Origin of the sequence: Hydrogenophaga sp., assembly GCF_031426985.1 — a bacterium.
Taxonomy (GTDB): Bacteria; Pseudomonadota; Gammaproteobacteria; order Burkholderiales; family Burkholderiaceae_C; genus Hydrogenophaga.
Genome location: NZ_JASJOY010000076.1, coordinates 26,664 through 40,218, shown reverse-complemented (window position 1 = coordinate 40,218; position 13,555 = coordinate 26,664). Strand labels below are relative to the sequence as shown.

The 13,555-nt window shown below is 70.5% G+C and carries 13 protein-coding genes and 2 pseudogenes; 8 read left to right on the top strand and 7 right to left on the bottom strand.

What is annotated here, in order from left to right; all coding sequences use genetic code 11:
* The 4 genes and pseudogenes from RMP09_RS10080 to RMP09_RS10065 form a co-directional block, all read left to right on the top strand.
* Positions 1-1,036 (top strand): annotated as a pseudogene (locus RMP09_RS10080) (hypothetical protein); the annotation flags it as partial.
* A gap of 5 nt (positions 1,037-1,041) precedes the next feature.
* Positions 1,042-1,761, top strand: a complete 720-nt coding sequence (locus RMP09_RS10075) for a GNAT family N-acetyltransferase (RefSeq protein ID WP_310565848.1) — start codon at positions 1,042-1,044, stop codon at positions 1,759-1,761.
* Between the two features lie 45 nt (positions 1,762-1,806).
* Positions 1,807-2,205, top strand: coding sequence for a MerR family transcriptional regulator (locus RMP09_RS10070; protein ID WP_310565847.1), 399 nt, complete (start codon positions 1,807-1,809; stop codon positions 2,203-2,205).
* A pseudogene (locus RMP09_RS10065) lies at positions 2,202-2,603 on the top strand (carboxymuconolactone decarboxylase family protein); the annotation flags it as partial. The gene RMP09_RS10070 and the pseudogene RMP09_RS10065, both read left to right, overlap by 4 nt.
* A gap of 125 nt (positions 2,604-2,728) precedes the next feature.
* Here the strand turns inward: RMP09_RS10065 and RMP09_RS10060 are convergent.
* The 4 genes from RMP09_RS10060 to RMP09_RS10045 all read right to left on the bottom strand — a co-directional run bounded on the left by RMP09_RS10060 (position 2,729) and on the right by RMP09_RS10045 (position 6,409).
* Positions 2,729-3,862, bottom strand: a complete 1,134-nt coding sequence (locus tag RMP09_RS10060) for an ABC transporter permease (protein WP_310565846.1) — start codon at positions 3,860-3,862, stop codon at positions 2,729-2,731.
* A gap of 61 nt (positions 3,863-3,923) precedes the next feature.
* Entirely contained in the window at positions 3,924-4,880 is a 957-nt protein-coding gene (locus RMP09_RS10055) for an ABC transporter ATP-binding protein (RefSeq protein ID WP_310565845.1), read from the bottom strand.
* Positions 4,880-5,860 carry an HlyD family secretion protein gene (locus tag RMP09_RS10050; protein WP_310565844.1) on the bottom strand — a complete coding sequence of 327 codons (981 nt, stop codon included), beginning with the start codon at positions 5,858-5,860 and terminating at the stop codon, positions 4,880-4,882. Before RMP09_RS10050 ends, RMP09_RS10055 begins: the two co-directional genes overlap by 1 nt.
* A 147-nt stretch (positions 5,861-6,007) precedes the next feature.
* Positions 6,008-6,409 (bottom strand): GreA/GreB family elongation factor, encoded by a 402-nt coding sequence (locus RMP09_RS10045; RefSeq protein WP_310565843.1) that lies wholly within the window; start codon positions 6,407-6,409, stop codon positions 6,008-6,010.
* 329 nt (positions 6,410-6,738) lie between these two features.
* Here RMP09_RS10045 and RMP09_RS10040 point away from each other — a divergent pair, with 329 nt between their 5' ends.
* From RMP09_RS10040 to RMP09_RS10025, 4 genes are all read left to right on the top strand, one after another.
* The gene (locus RMP09_RS10040) at positions 6,739-7,581 is read left to right on the top strand and encodes an alpha/beta fold hydrolase (protein ID WP_310565849.1); all 843 of its coding nucleotides are present in this window, start codon (positions 6,739-6,741) and stop codon (positions 7,579-7,581) included.
* 168 nt (positions 7,582-7,749) lie between these two features.
* Positions 7,750-9,000 carry a Bcr/CflA family efflux MFS transporter gene (locus RMP09_RS10035; protein ID WP_310565842.1) on the top strand — a complete coding sequence of 417 codons (1,251 nt, stop codon included), beginning with the start codon at positions 7,750-7,752 and terminating at the stop codon, positions 8,998-9,000.
* Positions 8,997-9,947, top strand: coding sequence for a tRNA (adenosine(37)-N6)-dimethylallyltransferase MiaA (gene miaA / locus RMP09_RS10030; protein WP_310565841.1), 951 nt, complete (start codon positions 8,997-8,999; stop codon positions 9,945-9,947). The genes RMP09_RS10035 and miaA overlap by 4 nt, the downstream gene beginning before the upstream one ends.
* Positions 9,944-10,708, top strand: a complete 765-nt coding sequence (locus tag RMP09_RS10025; protein WP_310565840.1) for an ABC transporter ATP-binding protein — start codon at positions 9,944-9,946, stop codon at positions 10,706-10,708. Before miaA ends, RMP09_RS10025 begins: the two co-directional genes overlap by 4 nt.
* 299 nt (positions 10,709-11,007) lie before the next feature.
* On the opposite strand, the gene RMP09_RS10020 is transcribed toward RMP09_RS10025, so the two are convergent.
* Genes RMP09_RS10020 through RMP09_RS10010 form a run of 3 tightly spaced genes read right to left on the bottom strand, consistent with a single transcriptional unit; the run spans position 11,008 to position 13,555 of the window.
* Complete coding sequence (locus tag RMP09_RS10020; protein WP_310565839.1) at positions 11,008-12,252, bottom strand: ROK family protein; 1,245 nt, start codon at positions 12,250-12,252, stop codon at positions 11,008-11,010.
* Positions 12,253-12,298: 46 nt separating this feature from the next.
* A complete protein-coding gene (locus RMP09_RS10015; protein ID WP_310565838.1) occupies positions 12,299-12,754 on the bottom strand; it encodes an RbsD/FucU family protein in 456 nt (151 codons plus the stop codon).
* Positions 12,755-12,763: 9 nt separating this feature from the next.
* Positions 12,764-13,555, bottom strand: a complete 792-nt coding sequence (locus RMP09_RS10010; protein ID WP_310565837.1) for an ATP-binding cassette domain-containing protein — start codon at positions 13,553-13,555, stop codon at positions 12,764-12,766.

Below are 13,555 nucleotides of genomic sequence, written 5' to 3'. Positions count from 1 at the left end.
CGACCCGACGCGGGTGGACGTGAACGTGCACCCGACCAAGATCGAGGTGCGCTTCCGCGACAGCCGCGAGGTGCACCAGGCGGTGCGCCACGCGGTGGAAGGCGCGCTGGCCGCGCCGCGCTCGGCGCAGACGCTGCCGGTGACCGCGACGACACCTGCGGGGCCGTCGGCCGACGCGGCGTCGGCGTTCATGAGCCCGGTGCCGCGCCAGCAGCCTCTGCCCTGGCGGCCGGACACGCCGCAGGTGGGGCAGCGCGTGAGCGACATCGGCGCGCTGTGGGGGCAAGGCCCCGCGGGGGCGCCCTTCGACAAGCTCAGGACGATCGGCGATACGGGCTCAGCCCGAACGGTTGATTTTTCGGGCAGCCCTGTCGAATTCGGTCCGTCCCCAACGTCCGTTCGGGCTGCGCCCGTCGAAGCCCTCACCCCAACGCCCCCCCTGCCCGCCGGCGAATGGCCCCTGGGCCGCGCCGTGGCGCAGCTGCACGGCGTCTACATCCTGGCCGAGAACGCCCAGGGCCTGGTGGTGGTGGACATGCACGCCGCGCACGAACGCATCGTCTACGAACGCCTCAAGCAGCAGCTGGACGCGCACCAGGTCAGCAGCCAGCCGCTGCTGATCCCGGCCACGTTTGCCGCCACGCCCGAGGAAGTGGCGACGGCTGAAACCGCGGCCGAGGTGCTGGCGCAACTGGGGCTGGAGATCGTGCCCTTCTCGCCCAAAACCCTGGCGGTGCGCGCCGTGCCCAACACCCTGGCCGCCGGCGACCCGGTGGAACTCGCGCGCAGCGTGCTGGCCGAACTCAGCCAGCACGACGCCAGCACCGTGGTGCAGCGCGCCCGCAACGAGCTGCTGGCCACCATGGCCTGCCACGGCGCGGTGCGCGCCAACCGTCGCCTGACCCTGGACGAGATGAACGCCCTGCTGCGCCAGATGGAAGTCACCGAGCGCAGCGACCAGTGCAACCACGGCCGCCCGACCTGGCGCCAGCTGGGCATGAAAGACCTGGACGCGCTGTTCCTGCGCGGGCGCTGACCCTTATGGCAAGCGCCGATCAGGCCCTGCTGCACCACATCTTCTGGCGCTGTCTGAGCGGCCCGCACCAGCACCTGTCGGACGCCCGCGGCCAGGCCCGCCGCTACCGCGCCGGTTATTCGCCCATCGCCGCCTTCGCCGATCCGTCGGCGCCCGACCTCGACAGCCTGGCCGCGCTGAGCGCGCCCGGCGAATCGTTGTACGTCGAAGGCTGGGACGGCGCCTGCGCCTCGCCGGACTGGCAGATCGACGTCGACGCGACCATGGTCTGCATGGCCTGGGACGGCGGGCCGGTGCCCGAACCGGCCACCCTGTCCTGCCGCCCACTCGGGCCAGACGACCTGCCCGCCGTGATGGCGCTGGTCGATCTCACCCGCCCCGGCCCGTTCGGCCCGCACACGCTGACGATGGGCGATTTCCTTGGACATTTCAGCGCTGACGGTCAGCTGATCGCCATGGCCGGCGAGCGCACCCGGTCCGGCGCCTGGCACGAGGTCAGCGGCATCTGCACCCACCCCGACCACCAGGGCCAAGGCCTGGGCCGCGCGCTGACGCACGAGATCGTGCGGCGCCAGCTGCTGCGCGGTGAAACGCCGTTCCTGCACGCCATGGCCACCAACGAGACGGCCCGCGCCATGTACCGCCGCCTGGGTTTCCGCGAGCGGCTGGAGACGCCGATTCGGGTGCTGCGGCGGGTCGGCCCGGCGTCTGCCGCCAGCGCCTGAATGGGACTTGACTTCGAGTGCACTCGAAGTTTTAGAGTCCAGCCCGTGAACACCACTTTGCTTTCCATCGGGGAGCTCGCCCGGCAATGCGAGCTGAGCACGCACACCCTGCGCTACTACGAATCCGCAGGCGTCCTGCGCCCGGCCCTGCGCGCGGCCAACGGGCACCGTCGCTACCGCGAGGACGATGTGCAGTGGCTCGCCTTTGTGCTGCGGCTCAAACAGACCGGCATGCCGTTGCAGGACATCCGCCACTACGCCGATCTGCGGGCACAAGGCGACAGCACGCTGGGCCATCGACTGGCCATGCTGGCGCAGCACCGGGAGCGCCTGGCCCGACAGCTGCTGGCGCTGTCGGCCAGCGCCGATGCGCTGGACGCCAAGATGGACCTGTACCGAGCGCACATCGAAGCCTTGCAAAACACCACCGGGACATCCTCATGAGCAGCATCACTTTGAAACACGAAGACGCCCCATCGCGCTACCAGCGCGGCTGGGACAAGCTGCGCGAGATCGACGGCCAGGCCGGCGAGAACGTCGTGGCGGCGCTGGCCGATATCGCGCCCGATTTCGCCCGGCTCCTGATCGAGTTCCCGTTCGGCGACATCTACTCCCGCCCGCAACTGGATCTGAGAGCGCGTGAGCTGGGTGTGGTGGCCGCCCTCACCGCGCTGGGCCATGCACAGCCGCAGCTGAAGGTGCACATCCACGGCGCACTCAATGTCGGCTGCAGCCGCGAAGAGGTGGTCGAAATGATCATGCAGATGGCCGTCTACGCGGGTTTCCCGGCCGCCCTCAATGGGCTGTTTACCGCCAAAGAGGTGTTCGGAGAACGCGCCGCGACCACCGATGTATCTGCCCCCTTCCAGGGCACCCGTGGAACCGGCTCTGCCGGGCCACAGGGTGCGTCCCCCTCCAAGCCGCAGGCGACAGAGAGCGGGAAGCCGCGCAGCGGCGCAGCGGGTGCTTAATCCAAGGTCTGCTTGTAGCGCGTGAGAGCGACTGCCCCGGCCACGGCCATGAACAGCAGCATCGGCCAGAGTTCGCCCCACATCTGCGGCGCGCCGCTGCCCTTGAGCATGATGCCGCGCACGATGCGCAGGAAGTGCGTCAGCGGCAGCACCTCGCCCAGGACCTGCGCCCACTGTGGCATGCCGCGGTAGGGGAACATGAAGCCCGAGAGCAGGATCGAGGGCAGGAAAAAGAAGAAGGTCATCTGCACCGCCTGCAGCTGGTTGCGCGCCACGGTCGAGAAGGTGAAACCGACCGCAAGGTTGGCGACGATGAAGGCGCCGATCATCGCCATCAGCAGCGCGAAGCTGCCGACCATCGGCACCTGGAACAGCAGCTGCGCCGCGCCCAGGATCACCGCCAGCTGCACGTAGCCGATCACCACGTAGGGCAGGATCTTGCCCACCATCACCTCCAGCGGCCGCACCGGCGTCGCCAGCAGGTTTTCCATGGTGCCGCGCTCGCGTTCGCGGGTCATGGCCAGCGCGGTCAGCATCACCATGGTCATGGTCAGGATGGTGCCGATCAGGCCGGGCACGATGTTGTAGCGCGACAGGCCCTCGGGGTTGTAGCGGCGGTGCACCCGCAGCTCGAACGGCGCCGCCCCGGGCGCCACGCTGCGCAGCGGTCCGACGAGGTCGTGGCGCAGCGCCTGGCTGTCCATTTCGCCCAGCGCCGCGATGGCGTTGCCCGAGGCCGAGGGGTCGGTGGCGTCGACCGCGACCAGCACCGCCGGCCGCTCGCCGCGCACCACGGCGCGGCTGAAGTCGGCCGGGATCTCGATCACGAACTGCACCTCGCCGGCCGCCATCAGCGCGTCGGCCTCGGCCGCCGAAGTGCCCTGGTGCACCACCTTGAAATAGCCGCTGTTCTGCAGCGCCGCGACCAGGCTGCGCGCCTGCGGTCCGGCGTCGGCCGCGACCACCGCCGTCGGCAGGCCGCGCGGGTCGGTGTTGATCGCGTAGCCGAACAGCACCAGCTGCAGGATGGGGATGCCGACCGCCATCGCGAAGGTCAGGCGGTCGCGCAGCATCTGCTGGAATTCCTTGACGAAGACCGCCCAGGTGCGGGCCGCGGAGAACCGGCTCACTGGGCTGCCCTCCGCGCTGCGCACTGCGGGCGAGCGCCCTTCGGAACGGCCGGGCGGTCGCTCATGACCGCTTCCCCGCCGCGGCGTCGGGGCCGAAGTTGTCGCGCGCGCCGTCGATCAGGCTGATGAACACGTCTTCGAGCGTGGCGCGGCCGGGCTGCAGCTGCAGGCCCGCTTCGCGGCGCAGCGGCGCCAGGGTCTGCGCCAGCAGCGCGGCGTCCCGCCCGGCCACGTGCAGGGTGTTGCCGAACGCGACCACGCTCTGCACCCCCGGCTGGCCGCGCAGCCGCGGCACCCAGGCGCCCGCCTGCTCGCCGTCGAGCGACCAGACCGAGAGCCCGGCGCCGTCGACGATCTCGCGTTCGCTGCCGCGCGCCAGCACGCGGCCGTAGGCGATGTAGACCAGGTCGTGGCAGCGCGCCGCCTCGTCCATGTAGTGGGTCGAGACCAGCACCGTGATGCCCTGGGCCGCCAGGCTGTGGATCTCGTCCCAGAAGTCGCGCCGTGCCTTGGGGTCGACGCCGGCCGTGGGCTCGTCCAGCAGCAGCAGGCGCGGCGCGTGAATCAGGCAGGCGGCCAGCGCCAGCCGCTGCTTCCAGCCGCCCGAGAGCGCGCCCGCGAGCTGGTGCTGGCGGCTCTGCAGGCCCAGGCGTTCGAGCGCCTGGTTCACCGCCTCGCCGCGCCGGGGCAGCTCGAACAGCCGCGCCACGAAGTCGAGGTTCTCGCGGATCGACAGGTCCTCGTAGAGGCCGAACTTCTGCGTCATGTAGCCGACCTGGCGCTTGACGGCCGCCGCCTCGCGCCGGAAGTCCAGCCCCAGGCACTGGCCCTCGCCCGCATCGGGTTTGAGCAGGCCGCAGAGCATGCGGATGGTGGTGGTCTTGCCGCTGCCGTTGGGGCCGAGAAAGCCGCAGATGCGGCCCTGGCCGACCTGCAGCGATACGTCGTCGACCACGGCGCGGCCGCCGTAGCGCTTGGTCAGCCCGCGCACGTCGATGGCCAGCGGCGTTTCACTCATCAGGGCGCCTTCTGCGCTACCGCGGCCGGCGCCGACGTCACGTCCAGCGGCTGGCCCGGCCGCAAGCGCGCCGCCGCGGCGGCCGGCTCCGGGCGGGCCTCGACCAGGTACACCAGGCGCGCGCGCTGGGCGTTGGAATAGATCACCGGTGGCGTGAACTCGGGCGCGGTGGCGATGCGGCTGATGCGCGCATTCACCGGCTCGCCGCAGCCGTCGCAGGACAGGCGCACCGCCTGGCCCAGCGCGATCTGCGCCAGTTCGGCCTCAGGCACATAAAAGCGCGCCTTGACCGAGCCGGGCGGCAGCAGAGAGAGCACCGGCTGACCGGCCCCCACGTATTCGCCGGGACGGAAGTACAGCTCGGCCACCTGGGCGTCGGCCGGCGCGGTCTGCTGCTTCTGCGCCAGCCGCCACTGGGCCTGGCGCAGCACCTGACGCGCCGACTCGGCCTGGGCCTGGGCGGCGGTGCGCTCGTCGCTGCGGGCCGGCAGCGTCGCCACCTGCAGTGACCGTTCCAGTTCGCTCAGCTTCGCGTCCGCCTGACGCAGCGTGGCGGCAGCGCTGTCGAGCTGCGAGGCCGAGACGAAGCCGCGCTCCACCAACTCTTTCTGCCGCTGCCAGGCCGAGCGCGCCAGCACCGCCTGCGCCCGCGCCTGCTCCACCTGCGCCCGGATCACCGCCAGTTCCTCCGGCCGGCGGCCCTTGGCGCTGTTCTGTGCCTGCGCATCGCTGGCCCGCACCCGGGCCAGGGCCTCGTCGAAGGCCGCCTGCTCGGCCTGCGCATCCAGCGCAAACAGCGCCGCGCCCCGCTTGACCGTGTCGCCGGCGTGCACCGCCAGTTGGTCGAGCCGGCCGGCGATCGGGGCGGCGATGTGCACATAGTCGCCCTCGGCGTAGCCGGACCAGCCGCTGTCGGCCGGCTGGCCACAGGCCGCGAGCAGCCCCGCGACGACCAGGGACAGAAAACGCCAGCGCTTCATGGGCCATCCTTTCCGACGCACGGCGCCGGCTTCAGCGGTGAATTATTGCCCTGCGATGCGCGGCGCGGCGTTCACGCGGCGACCGATCTGAACCCGCAGACCGATCACCCACCATCGGGCCCGTGCCCATGGCGCTGGTGCCGGGGTTCAGGTCGTGTAGTCGCCGCTGGCCTCGGGCTGGAACAGGATCGACTGGATCTTGGCCGAGCGGGCCTCCCCCTGGGGTGTGACCCAGCGCGCGTGGGCCCCCACCCGCAGGCCCAGCAGGGCGGCGCCGACCGGCGAGAGCACCGACACAAAGCCCAGGGCCGGTTCGGCGTCGTCGGGGTAACAGACGGTGAGCGTTTTCGGCGCCTGCGCGCCGTGCTCCAGCACACGGACCTGCGTGTACATGGTGACGACGTTGGCCGGCACCTGCAAAGAGGGCACCTGTTCGGCCAGGTCCAATGCATCGGACAGGCCCGCGGGCCAGCGCGCGGCCCCCAGTTTGGTCAGACGGACGGCATCGAGTTCGGTGACGACGCGGTCACCGTGGGCAAACACAGACATGAGAACTCCAGAAAGGCAAGGTCCCCGGCCGAAGGGCCGCGGGGACGGGGTTGCGCTGGTGGAGGGCCCGGCGACCGGTGGTCGCGCTGACGAGGTGAAGGAGGTCGCCGGGCTCAGGAATCTGCGGCCGTGTGCCGGATGCCGGTCGGCTGCCGGTCGACGCGCGCCCGCGCGCCCCGTGGCGCCAGGGGCGCGGACGTGGGTCTGTGGGGGGAAGCGAGGCGGCGGTTCACGGCCGGCACTGTAGGAGATGCCCCGCGCACTGTCAAACCGGCCGGGCCTCCGCGTGGGTGAACTTTTGGCGTCAACGGGCATCCGTTCACAAGATGATGAAACGCCTGATCGCCCTGCTCCTGCTGTCCGCCGCCATGCTGGCCGGCTGCGCCACCCTTGACGAACGCCAGCGCGGCTGGATCTTCCAGCCTTCGGACCGCAGCTGGTGGCGCGGCGAAGAAGCCGCCCAGGGCATGCAGGACGTGTGGATTCACTTCGCCTCGAAGGAAACCGGCGAAGCGGCCCGGCTGCACGGCCTGTGGAGCCCGCACGAAGGCTTCGAGCAAAACCCCCGGGCACCCGTGCTGCTCTACCTGCACGGCGCGCGCTTCAATGTGGTGGGCTCGGCCTTTCGCGCGCGGCGCATGCAGGAGCTGGGCTTTTCCGTGCTGGCTGTGGATTACCGGGGCTTTGGCAAGAGCACGAACACCCTGCCGTCCGAAACCCTGGCCTACGAAGACGCCCGCGCCGCCTGGGACTGGCTGGGGCGGCAATACCCGGGCCGGCCGCGCTACATCTTCGGCCACTCGCTGGGCGGCGCCATCGCCATCGAGCTGGCGGCGCAGGTGCAGGACGAGGCCGGCACCCTGGTCGAGGGCACCTTCACCTCCATCCCCGATGTGGTGGCGTCCTACAAGTGGGGCTGGCTGCCGGTCGGCCCACTGATCACCCAGCGCTTCGAGGCGATCACACGGGTGTCGAAGATCGGCTCGCCGCTGCTGGTGGTGCACGGCAGCGAAGACGGCACCATCAAGCCCGAACTCGGGCGCAAGCTGTACGAGGCCGCGACCGGCGCCAAACGCTTCGTGCTGGTCGAAGGCGGCTCGCACCACAACACCAACGCCGTGGGCCAGCCGCAGTACCGCGTGGCGCTGGCCGAGCTGTTCGGAATGAAGTGAGCCCCCCGCGCCGCCTTTGACGTCATCCCCCTGAGGGGGACAACGCGGTGCGGCCGGTCCTGAGCCAGTCGAAGGGCGGTCCCACCACATCCTGGCCGCAGGCACGTCCTGCCGGACATGCTGTTGGGTCGGTCGTGATCGTTGAAGTCATCTGCTAACCTCGATCAGATGTCTGCCACCCGTTCCGCCATGTCGCCCAGCCTGATCGTGCTGGTGCTCTCGCTGCTGCTGGGCCTGCAGCCCATCACGACCGACCTGTACCTGCCCGCCCTGCCCGCCATGACGCAGGGTTTTGGCGCCAGCCTGTCGCAGGCCCAGCTCACGCTCACCGCCCTGCTGCTGGCGTTTGGCATGTCGCAGCTGGTGTGGGGCCCGCTGTCCGACCGCTTTGGCCGCCGCCCGGTGCTGCTGTGGGGCACGCTGCTGTATGTGCTGGCCTCGGTGGGCAGCGCCTTCGCGGCGTCGATGGAGCAGCTGATCGCGCTGCGCACGCTGCAAGGCATGGCCATGGGCGCGGGCGTGATGTGCGCACGCGCCGTGGTGCGCGACCTGTACGCGCCCACCGAAGGCGCCCGCATCATGTCCAAGGGCCTCACGGGGCTGGGCGTGATCGCCTGCGCCAGCGCGCCGCTGGGGGGTCTGCTGTCCGAACACTTCGGTTTTCGCGTGACCCTGCTGGCGCTGGCCGTGTTCGGCGCCATCACCCTGGCGGTGTTGGCCCTGCGGTTTGAAGAAACCCTGGCGCAGAAAAACCCCCGCGCGCTGGAACCGCTGGCGCTGCTGCGCACCTGGGGCCAGATCGTGCGCCACCCCACGTTCTGGGCTTTCACCCTGCTGGCCACCACGTCCTACGCGGGGCTGTTCACCTTCCTGGCGGCCAGTTCCTTCGTGTTCATCGGCGTGCTGGGCCTGTCCAAGACGGCCTACGGCCTGACCATGTTGAGCATGTCGCTGTCCTACATCGTGGGCACCTTCATCTGCCGCCGCCTGCTGCCGCGCTTTGGCGTGCGCCGCACGGTGGCCATGGCCGGTGTGGCCACGCTGACCGCCGGCACCGCCATGGGCGTGATGGCGCTGATGGGGGTGCAGAGCGTGGCCGCCATCATGCTGCCCTTCTACCTGTTCATGCTCGGCCACGGCGTGCACCAGCCCTGCGGCCAGAGCGGCTCGGTCGGCCCCTTCCCGCAAGCGGCGGGCGCGGCCTCGGCGCTGAGCGGTTTCCTCATGATGGTGGCCGCATTCTTCATGGGCGGCTGGCTGGGCCGGAGCCTGGCCACCAGCCCCGGCAGCGTGCTGCCGCTGACCAACGGCATCTGGTTCTGGAGCGTGGCGATCGCCGCGAACGCGTGGACCCTGGTGCAATGGCACGGTGAGCCCAAGGCGCCGCCCGTGCGCGTGACACCTGAAACCGCCACATGAAACCGGTGCTCGCCATCGCGGGGCCGACCGCGAGCGGCAAAAGCGCCGCCTCGCTCGCCATCGCCCAGCGCTGGCCGGTGGAGATCGTCAGCGTCGACTCGGCCCTGGTCTACCGCGGCATGGACATCGGCACCGCCAAGCCCTCGCCCGACGAGCTGGCCCAGGTGCCGCACCACCTGATCGACACCACCGACCCGAGGGACGCCTACAGCGCCGCCGAGTTCGTGCGCGATGCCCAGCGGCTCATCGGCGAGATCACCGTGCGCGGCCGCACGCCGCTGCTGGTGGGCGGCACCATGCTGTATTTCAAGGCGCTGATGCAGGGCCTGAACGACATGCCGCCGGCCGACGCCGCGGTGCGGGCCGAGATCGAAGCCAGAGCCCTGGCCCAGGGCTGGCCGGCCCTGCACGCGGCGCTGGCGCAGATCGACCCGGCCACCGCCGCCCGCCTCTCGCCCAACGACGCGCAGCGCATCCAGCGTGCGCTCGAAGTGTTCGCGGTGTCCGGCCAGCCCCTGTCCCGCTTCCAGACCGGGCCCAGCGGCGACCACGCCAACCCCATCGCGCCCGGCGCGCTGCTCAGCCTCGAGCCCGCCGACCGCGCCTGGCTGCACGCGCGCATCGCCCAGCGCTTTGACGCCATGCTGGCGGCCGGCTTCATCGACGAGGTGAAGGCCCTGCGTGCGCGCGGCGACCTGCACCCCGACCTGCCGTCCATGCGCTGCGTGGGCTACCGCCAGGCCTGGGAAGCCCTGGACGCCGCAGGCGATGCGCCCCTGACCGACGCGCAACGGAACGAACTGCGCGACCGCGGCATCTTCGCCACGCGCCAGCTGGCCAAGCGGCAGATCACCTGGCTGCGCTCCATGCCCGAACGCGTGGTGCTGCCCTGCGACGCGCCCGATGCGCTGGCGCAGGTGCTGCGCTGGGCAGAAAAGAACCTATGAGCCCCCACGCTCCACCGCTGCGCGGGTCGCTGCCCCCCGCGGGGGCTGATCCGCCTTGGGGCGGCCCGGCGGCAGATCGTCCGGGCAAGGTCGCCGGCCTCCAGATCAGCGGCCTGGCCAAGCGCTACGGCGACACGGCGGTGTTCCAGCAGGTGGACCTGCACGTCGCGCCCGGCGAGTTCGTCGCCATCGTCGGCGAGTCGGGCGTGGGCAAGTCCAGCCTGCTCAACTGCATGGCCGCGCTGGACACCTGGAGCGAAGGCCACATCAGCCACGACGGCGTGGACCTGGGCCAGCTGAGCGAAGCACAGGCCGCGCACTGGCGGCGCGCACACCTGGGCTTCGTGTTTCAGGCCTTCCACGTGCTGCCACACCTGGACGTGGCGCAGAACGTGGCCCTGCCGCTGTTGCTGCTGCACCGGCCGGACCCGGCCCGCGTGGCGCAGATGCTGGACGCCGTCGGCCTGCAAGGCCTGGGCGAACGCCTGCCGGCACAACTCTCGGGTGGGCAGCTGCAACGCGTGGCCATTGCACGCGCGCTGGTGCACAAGCCGCGCCTGATCCTGGCCGACGAACCCACCGGCAACCTGGACCCGCGCACCGCCGCGCAGGTGATGGACGTGCTGGTCGCGCAGGCGCGCGAACACGGCAGTTCACTGGTGCTGGTGACGCACTCCGAAGCAGCGGCGGCGCGGGCCGATCGGGTGCTGCATCTGACGGCTCAGGGGTTGAAGGCCGGTTCGCCATCGGCAGGTCGCTGAGGCCCGACCTAGACGGTGCGGGTCTTGCTGTTTCGGGCGCGCAAAAAGAAACGCCCGGTCGGTATGACGGCTACCCTGATCTACACCGACGATGAGCAGACATGCGCACTCACAAGGGGCCACTAGGAAGAGAGGAACCCGTACAACACGAACCCGGCGATCAGAGCCACCAGCGCCCAATAAACGCGTCTGGCCAAGGGGCTCATCTGCCGCCAGGTTTCGTCATCCGGGCCACCGGGTGCTGCCATGTGTCTTTCCCTCGCCCAACTTTGTCTTGAGCCTGCCTGTTGAGGCAGCCTTCAAGTCTTCAGAAACAAATCCCGATCCGGCGCGAAGCTCGCGTGCAGCGGCAGCAGCGCACCGCCCAGTGCGCGTGCGTCGGACCCGATGCTGCCCGGCAGCAGCGGCGGCGGGCTTTGCAGGCCTTCCCAGTTGTAGGCCTTGAGCGCCTGCTGGGTGCGGGCGATCAGTTTGGCCAGCAGTTCGGGCACCACCACGCCGTCGATCACCACCGCCTCCAGATCGAGGAAGGCCGTGCCAGAGACGACGCAGTGCGCCAGTGCCAGCGCCGCACGCGCCACCCATTCCTGCGTGTGCTCACGCCACGGCGCCTGCAGGGCGCGCGCGTCGTAGGCGGCCATGGGGTCCAGACCGTGTTCGCGAAAGCGTTGTTCCAGATCCCACAGCGAGGCGTGGCGGATCAGCTGCGGCGGCAGGTCCTTGAGGTCGGCCCCGGCCACGCCCATGGGCAGCGAGGCCACCGCGCCGGCGTTGCCGTGCTGGCCGCGGTGCAGGTGCGAGTGGATGACCAGCCCGCCGCCCACGAAGGTGTCGAGGAACAGGTAGAGAAAGCTGTGGATCTCGCGGCCCTTGCCCTGCAGCAGCTCGGCCACGCAGGCCGCGGCCGTGTCTTTGGCAAAGCTCACCGGCAGCTCGGTCATTTTCTGCACCTCGGCGCCCAGGTCGAGGTGGCTCCAGGCGCCGGACTGCGCTTCGGTCAGGCCCAGCATGCGGTGCCAGCCGCCGAGCTGGAACGGCGCGGCCACGCCCACGCCCACCACGCGCGGGGCCAGCGGCCCCAGGCGGCGCAGCAGTTCGTTCAGGTTGGCCTGGATGGTCGGCAGCAGCGTGGTGGCGTCGGGAAAGTCGTAGGCCACGCTGATGCGTTCGCGCACCGTGCCGTTGAAGTCGACCAGCAGCCAGTCGGCGCTGCGCCGGCCGATCTTGATGCCGATGGCGAACGCGCCGTCGGGGTTCAGCGCAATGGGCACCGAGGGCTGGCCCACCTTGCCGCGCACCGGCGCGCCGCGGGTGAGCAGGTCGTCTTCGTCCAGCCGAGCGGTGATCAGGCCGATGGTCTGTGCGGTCAGGCCGGTCAGGCGCGCGAGGTCGGCCTTGGCCAGCGCCCCGTGCGCGCGCAGGGCCTGCAGCACCACGCGTTCGTTGAACTGGCGCACCCCCTCCTGGTTGGAGCCGCGCTGGCGCAGTGGCTGCGCAGCGGTGGCGGCCGTGTCGGGCAAAGAGGGGGTGGCAAGGGCGTTCACAGCCGGGAAGTGTGACACGCGGGCGTGTGACCCAAGAGCAGGCGGCTCAAGGGCGCAGCGCCGCGCCGATGACGCCCTTGCGCAGGATGAAGTTGCCAAAGGGCTGCGTTTCGCCGGTGACGACGATGGCATAGGCCTTCTTCACGCGTTCGTAGAACGCGAAGCGCTCCACCGCCTCGATCTGGTCGCTGCGCACGCCGGCGCTGGCGGCCAGCTGGTCGGCGGCTTCGCGTTGCAGGGCCGAGCGGTAGCCCTCGGGCGTGCCGCTGACCTGCATGTAGGCCACGGGCTGGGGCACGTCTTCGGCCAGCGGCAGCAGGCTGGTGACGGCCTGCAGCGCGCGCACCATGTCCACGCCAGGCAGGCGCAGCACCGGCTTGCCGACGCCCAGGCTCATGGCCGTGAAGTTGGCGTCGGCCAGCACCAGGGCGTCGTCGTGCCCCATTTCGGCGAGCAGCTTGAGCAGCTCCGGCGTGAGCAGGGGGTCAATGCCTTTGAGCATGGGGTGTCCTCAGGCGAGGCATTCCGGCGGCAGCGTCGCCGGGTCGCGCGCGCCCGTCATCACCGCCACCGTGTCGCTCATGCTGATCTGCTTGGGATTGACGACGCAGGCCCGCTTGCCCAGGCGGGCGATGTGGATGCGGTCGGCGATCTCGAACACGTGCGGCATGTTGTGGCTGATCAGGATCACGGGCAGGCCCTTGTCGCGCACGCGGCGGATCAGTTCCAGCACCATGTTGCCTTCCTTCACGCCCAGCGCGGCGGTCGGCTCGTCGAGGATGACCACGTGCTGCGCGAAGGCCGCGGCGCGCGCCACCGCCACGCACTGGCGCTGGCCGCCCGAGAGCGTTTCCACCGCCTGCGTCATGGAGCGGATGCCCACCTTGAGGTCGGCCATGCGCTGCACCGCCGTCTCCAGCATCTTCTTCTTGTCCAGCATGCGCAGCGTGCTGCCCAGGAAGCCTTCGCGCCGGATCTCGCGGCCCAGGAACAGGTTTTCGGTGATGGTCATGGCGGGCGCCACGGCCAGGTCCTGGTAGCAGCACTCGATGCCGGCGCGGCGCGCTTCGATCGGGCTGTTGAAGTGGATCTTCTGGCCGTCCAGGAAGATCTCGCCTTCGTCGGGGATGGTGGCGCCGGACAGCGCCTTGATCAGGCTGGACTTGCCGGCGCCGTTGTCGCCGATCACCGCCAGGATTTCGCCGGCGCGCAGCTCGAAGTCGGCGCCGTCGAGGGCAGTGACCTGACCGTAGCGCTTGACCAGGCCCTTGGCCTGCATCACGAGTTTGTGAGAGGTGGTCAT

What these genes read in the sequence shown, in the direction of transcription:
- RMP09_RS10050 (WP_310565844.1), bottom strand. Translation starts at nt 5,860, where the DNA reads ATGAAGCGCTGGCGTTTTCTGTCCCTGGTCGTCGCGGGGCTGCTCGCG.
- RMP09_RS10025 (WP_310565840.1), top strand. Translation starts at nt 9,944, where the DNA reads ATGAGCCCCCACGCTCCACCGCTGCGCGGGTCGCTGCCCCCCGCGGGG.
- RMP09_RS10035 (WP_310565842.1), top strand. Translation starts at nt 7,750, where the DNA reads ATGTCTGCCACCCGTTCCGCCATGTCGCCCAGCCTGATCGTGCTGGTG.
- RMP09_RS10045 (WP_310565843.1), bottom strand. Translation starts at nt 6,409, where the DNA reads ATGTCTGTGTTTGCCCACGGTGACCGCGTCGTCACCGAACTCGATGCC.
- RMP09_RS10040 (WP_310565849.1), top strand. Translation starts at nt 6,739, where the DNA reads ATGAAACGCCTGATCGCCCTGCTCCTGCTGTCCGCCGCCATGCTGGCC.
- RMP09_RS10015 (WP_310565838.1), bottom strand. Translation starts at nt 12,754, where the DNA reads ATGCTCAAAGGCATTGACCCCCTGCTCACGCCGGAGCTGCTCAAGCTG.
- miaA (WP_310565841.1), top strand. Translation starts at nt 8,997, where the DNA reads ATGAAACCGGTGCTCGCCATCGCGGGGCCGACCGCGAGCGGCAAAAGC.
- RMP09_RS10010 (WP_310565837.1), bottom strand. Translation starts at nt 13,555, where the DNA reads ATGACCACCTCTCACAAACTCGTGATGCAGGCCAAGGGCCTGGTCAAG.
- RMP09_RS10055 (WP_310565845.1), bottom strand. Translation starts at nt 4,880, where the DNA reads ATGAGTGAAACGCCGCTGGCCATCGACGTGCGCGGGCTGACCAAGCGC.
- RMP09_RS10075 (WP_310565848.1), top strand. Translation starts at nt 1,042, where the DNA reads ATGGCAAGCGCCGATCAGGCCCTGCTGCACCACATCTTCTGGCGCTGT.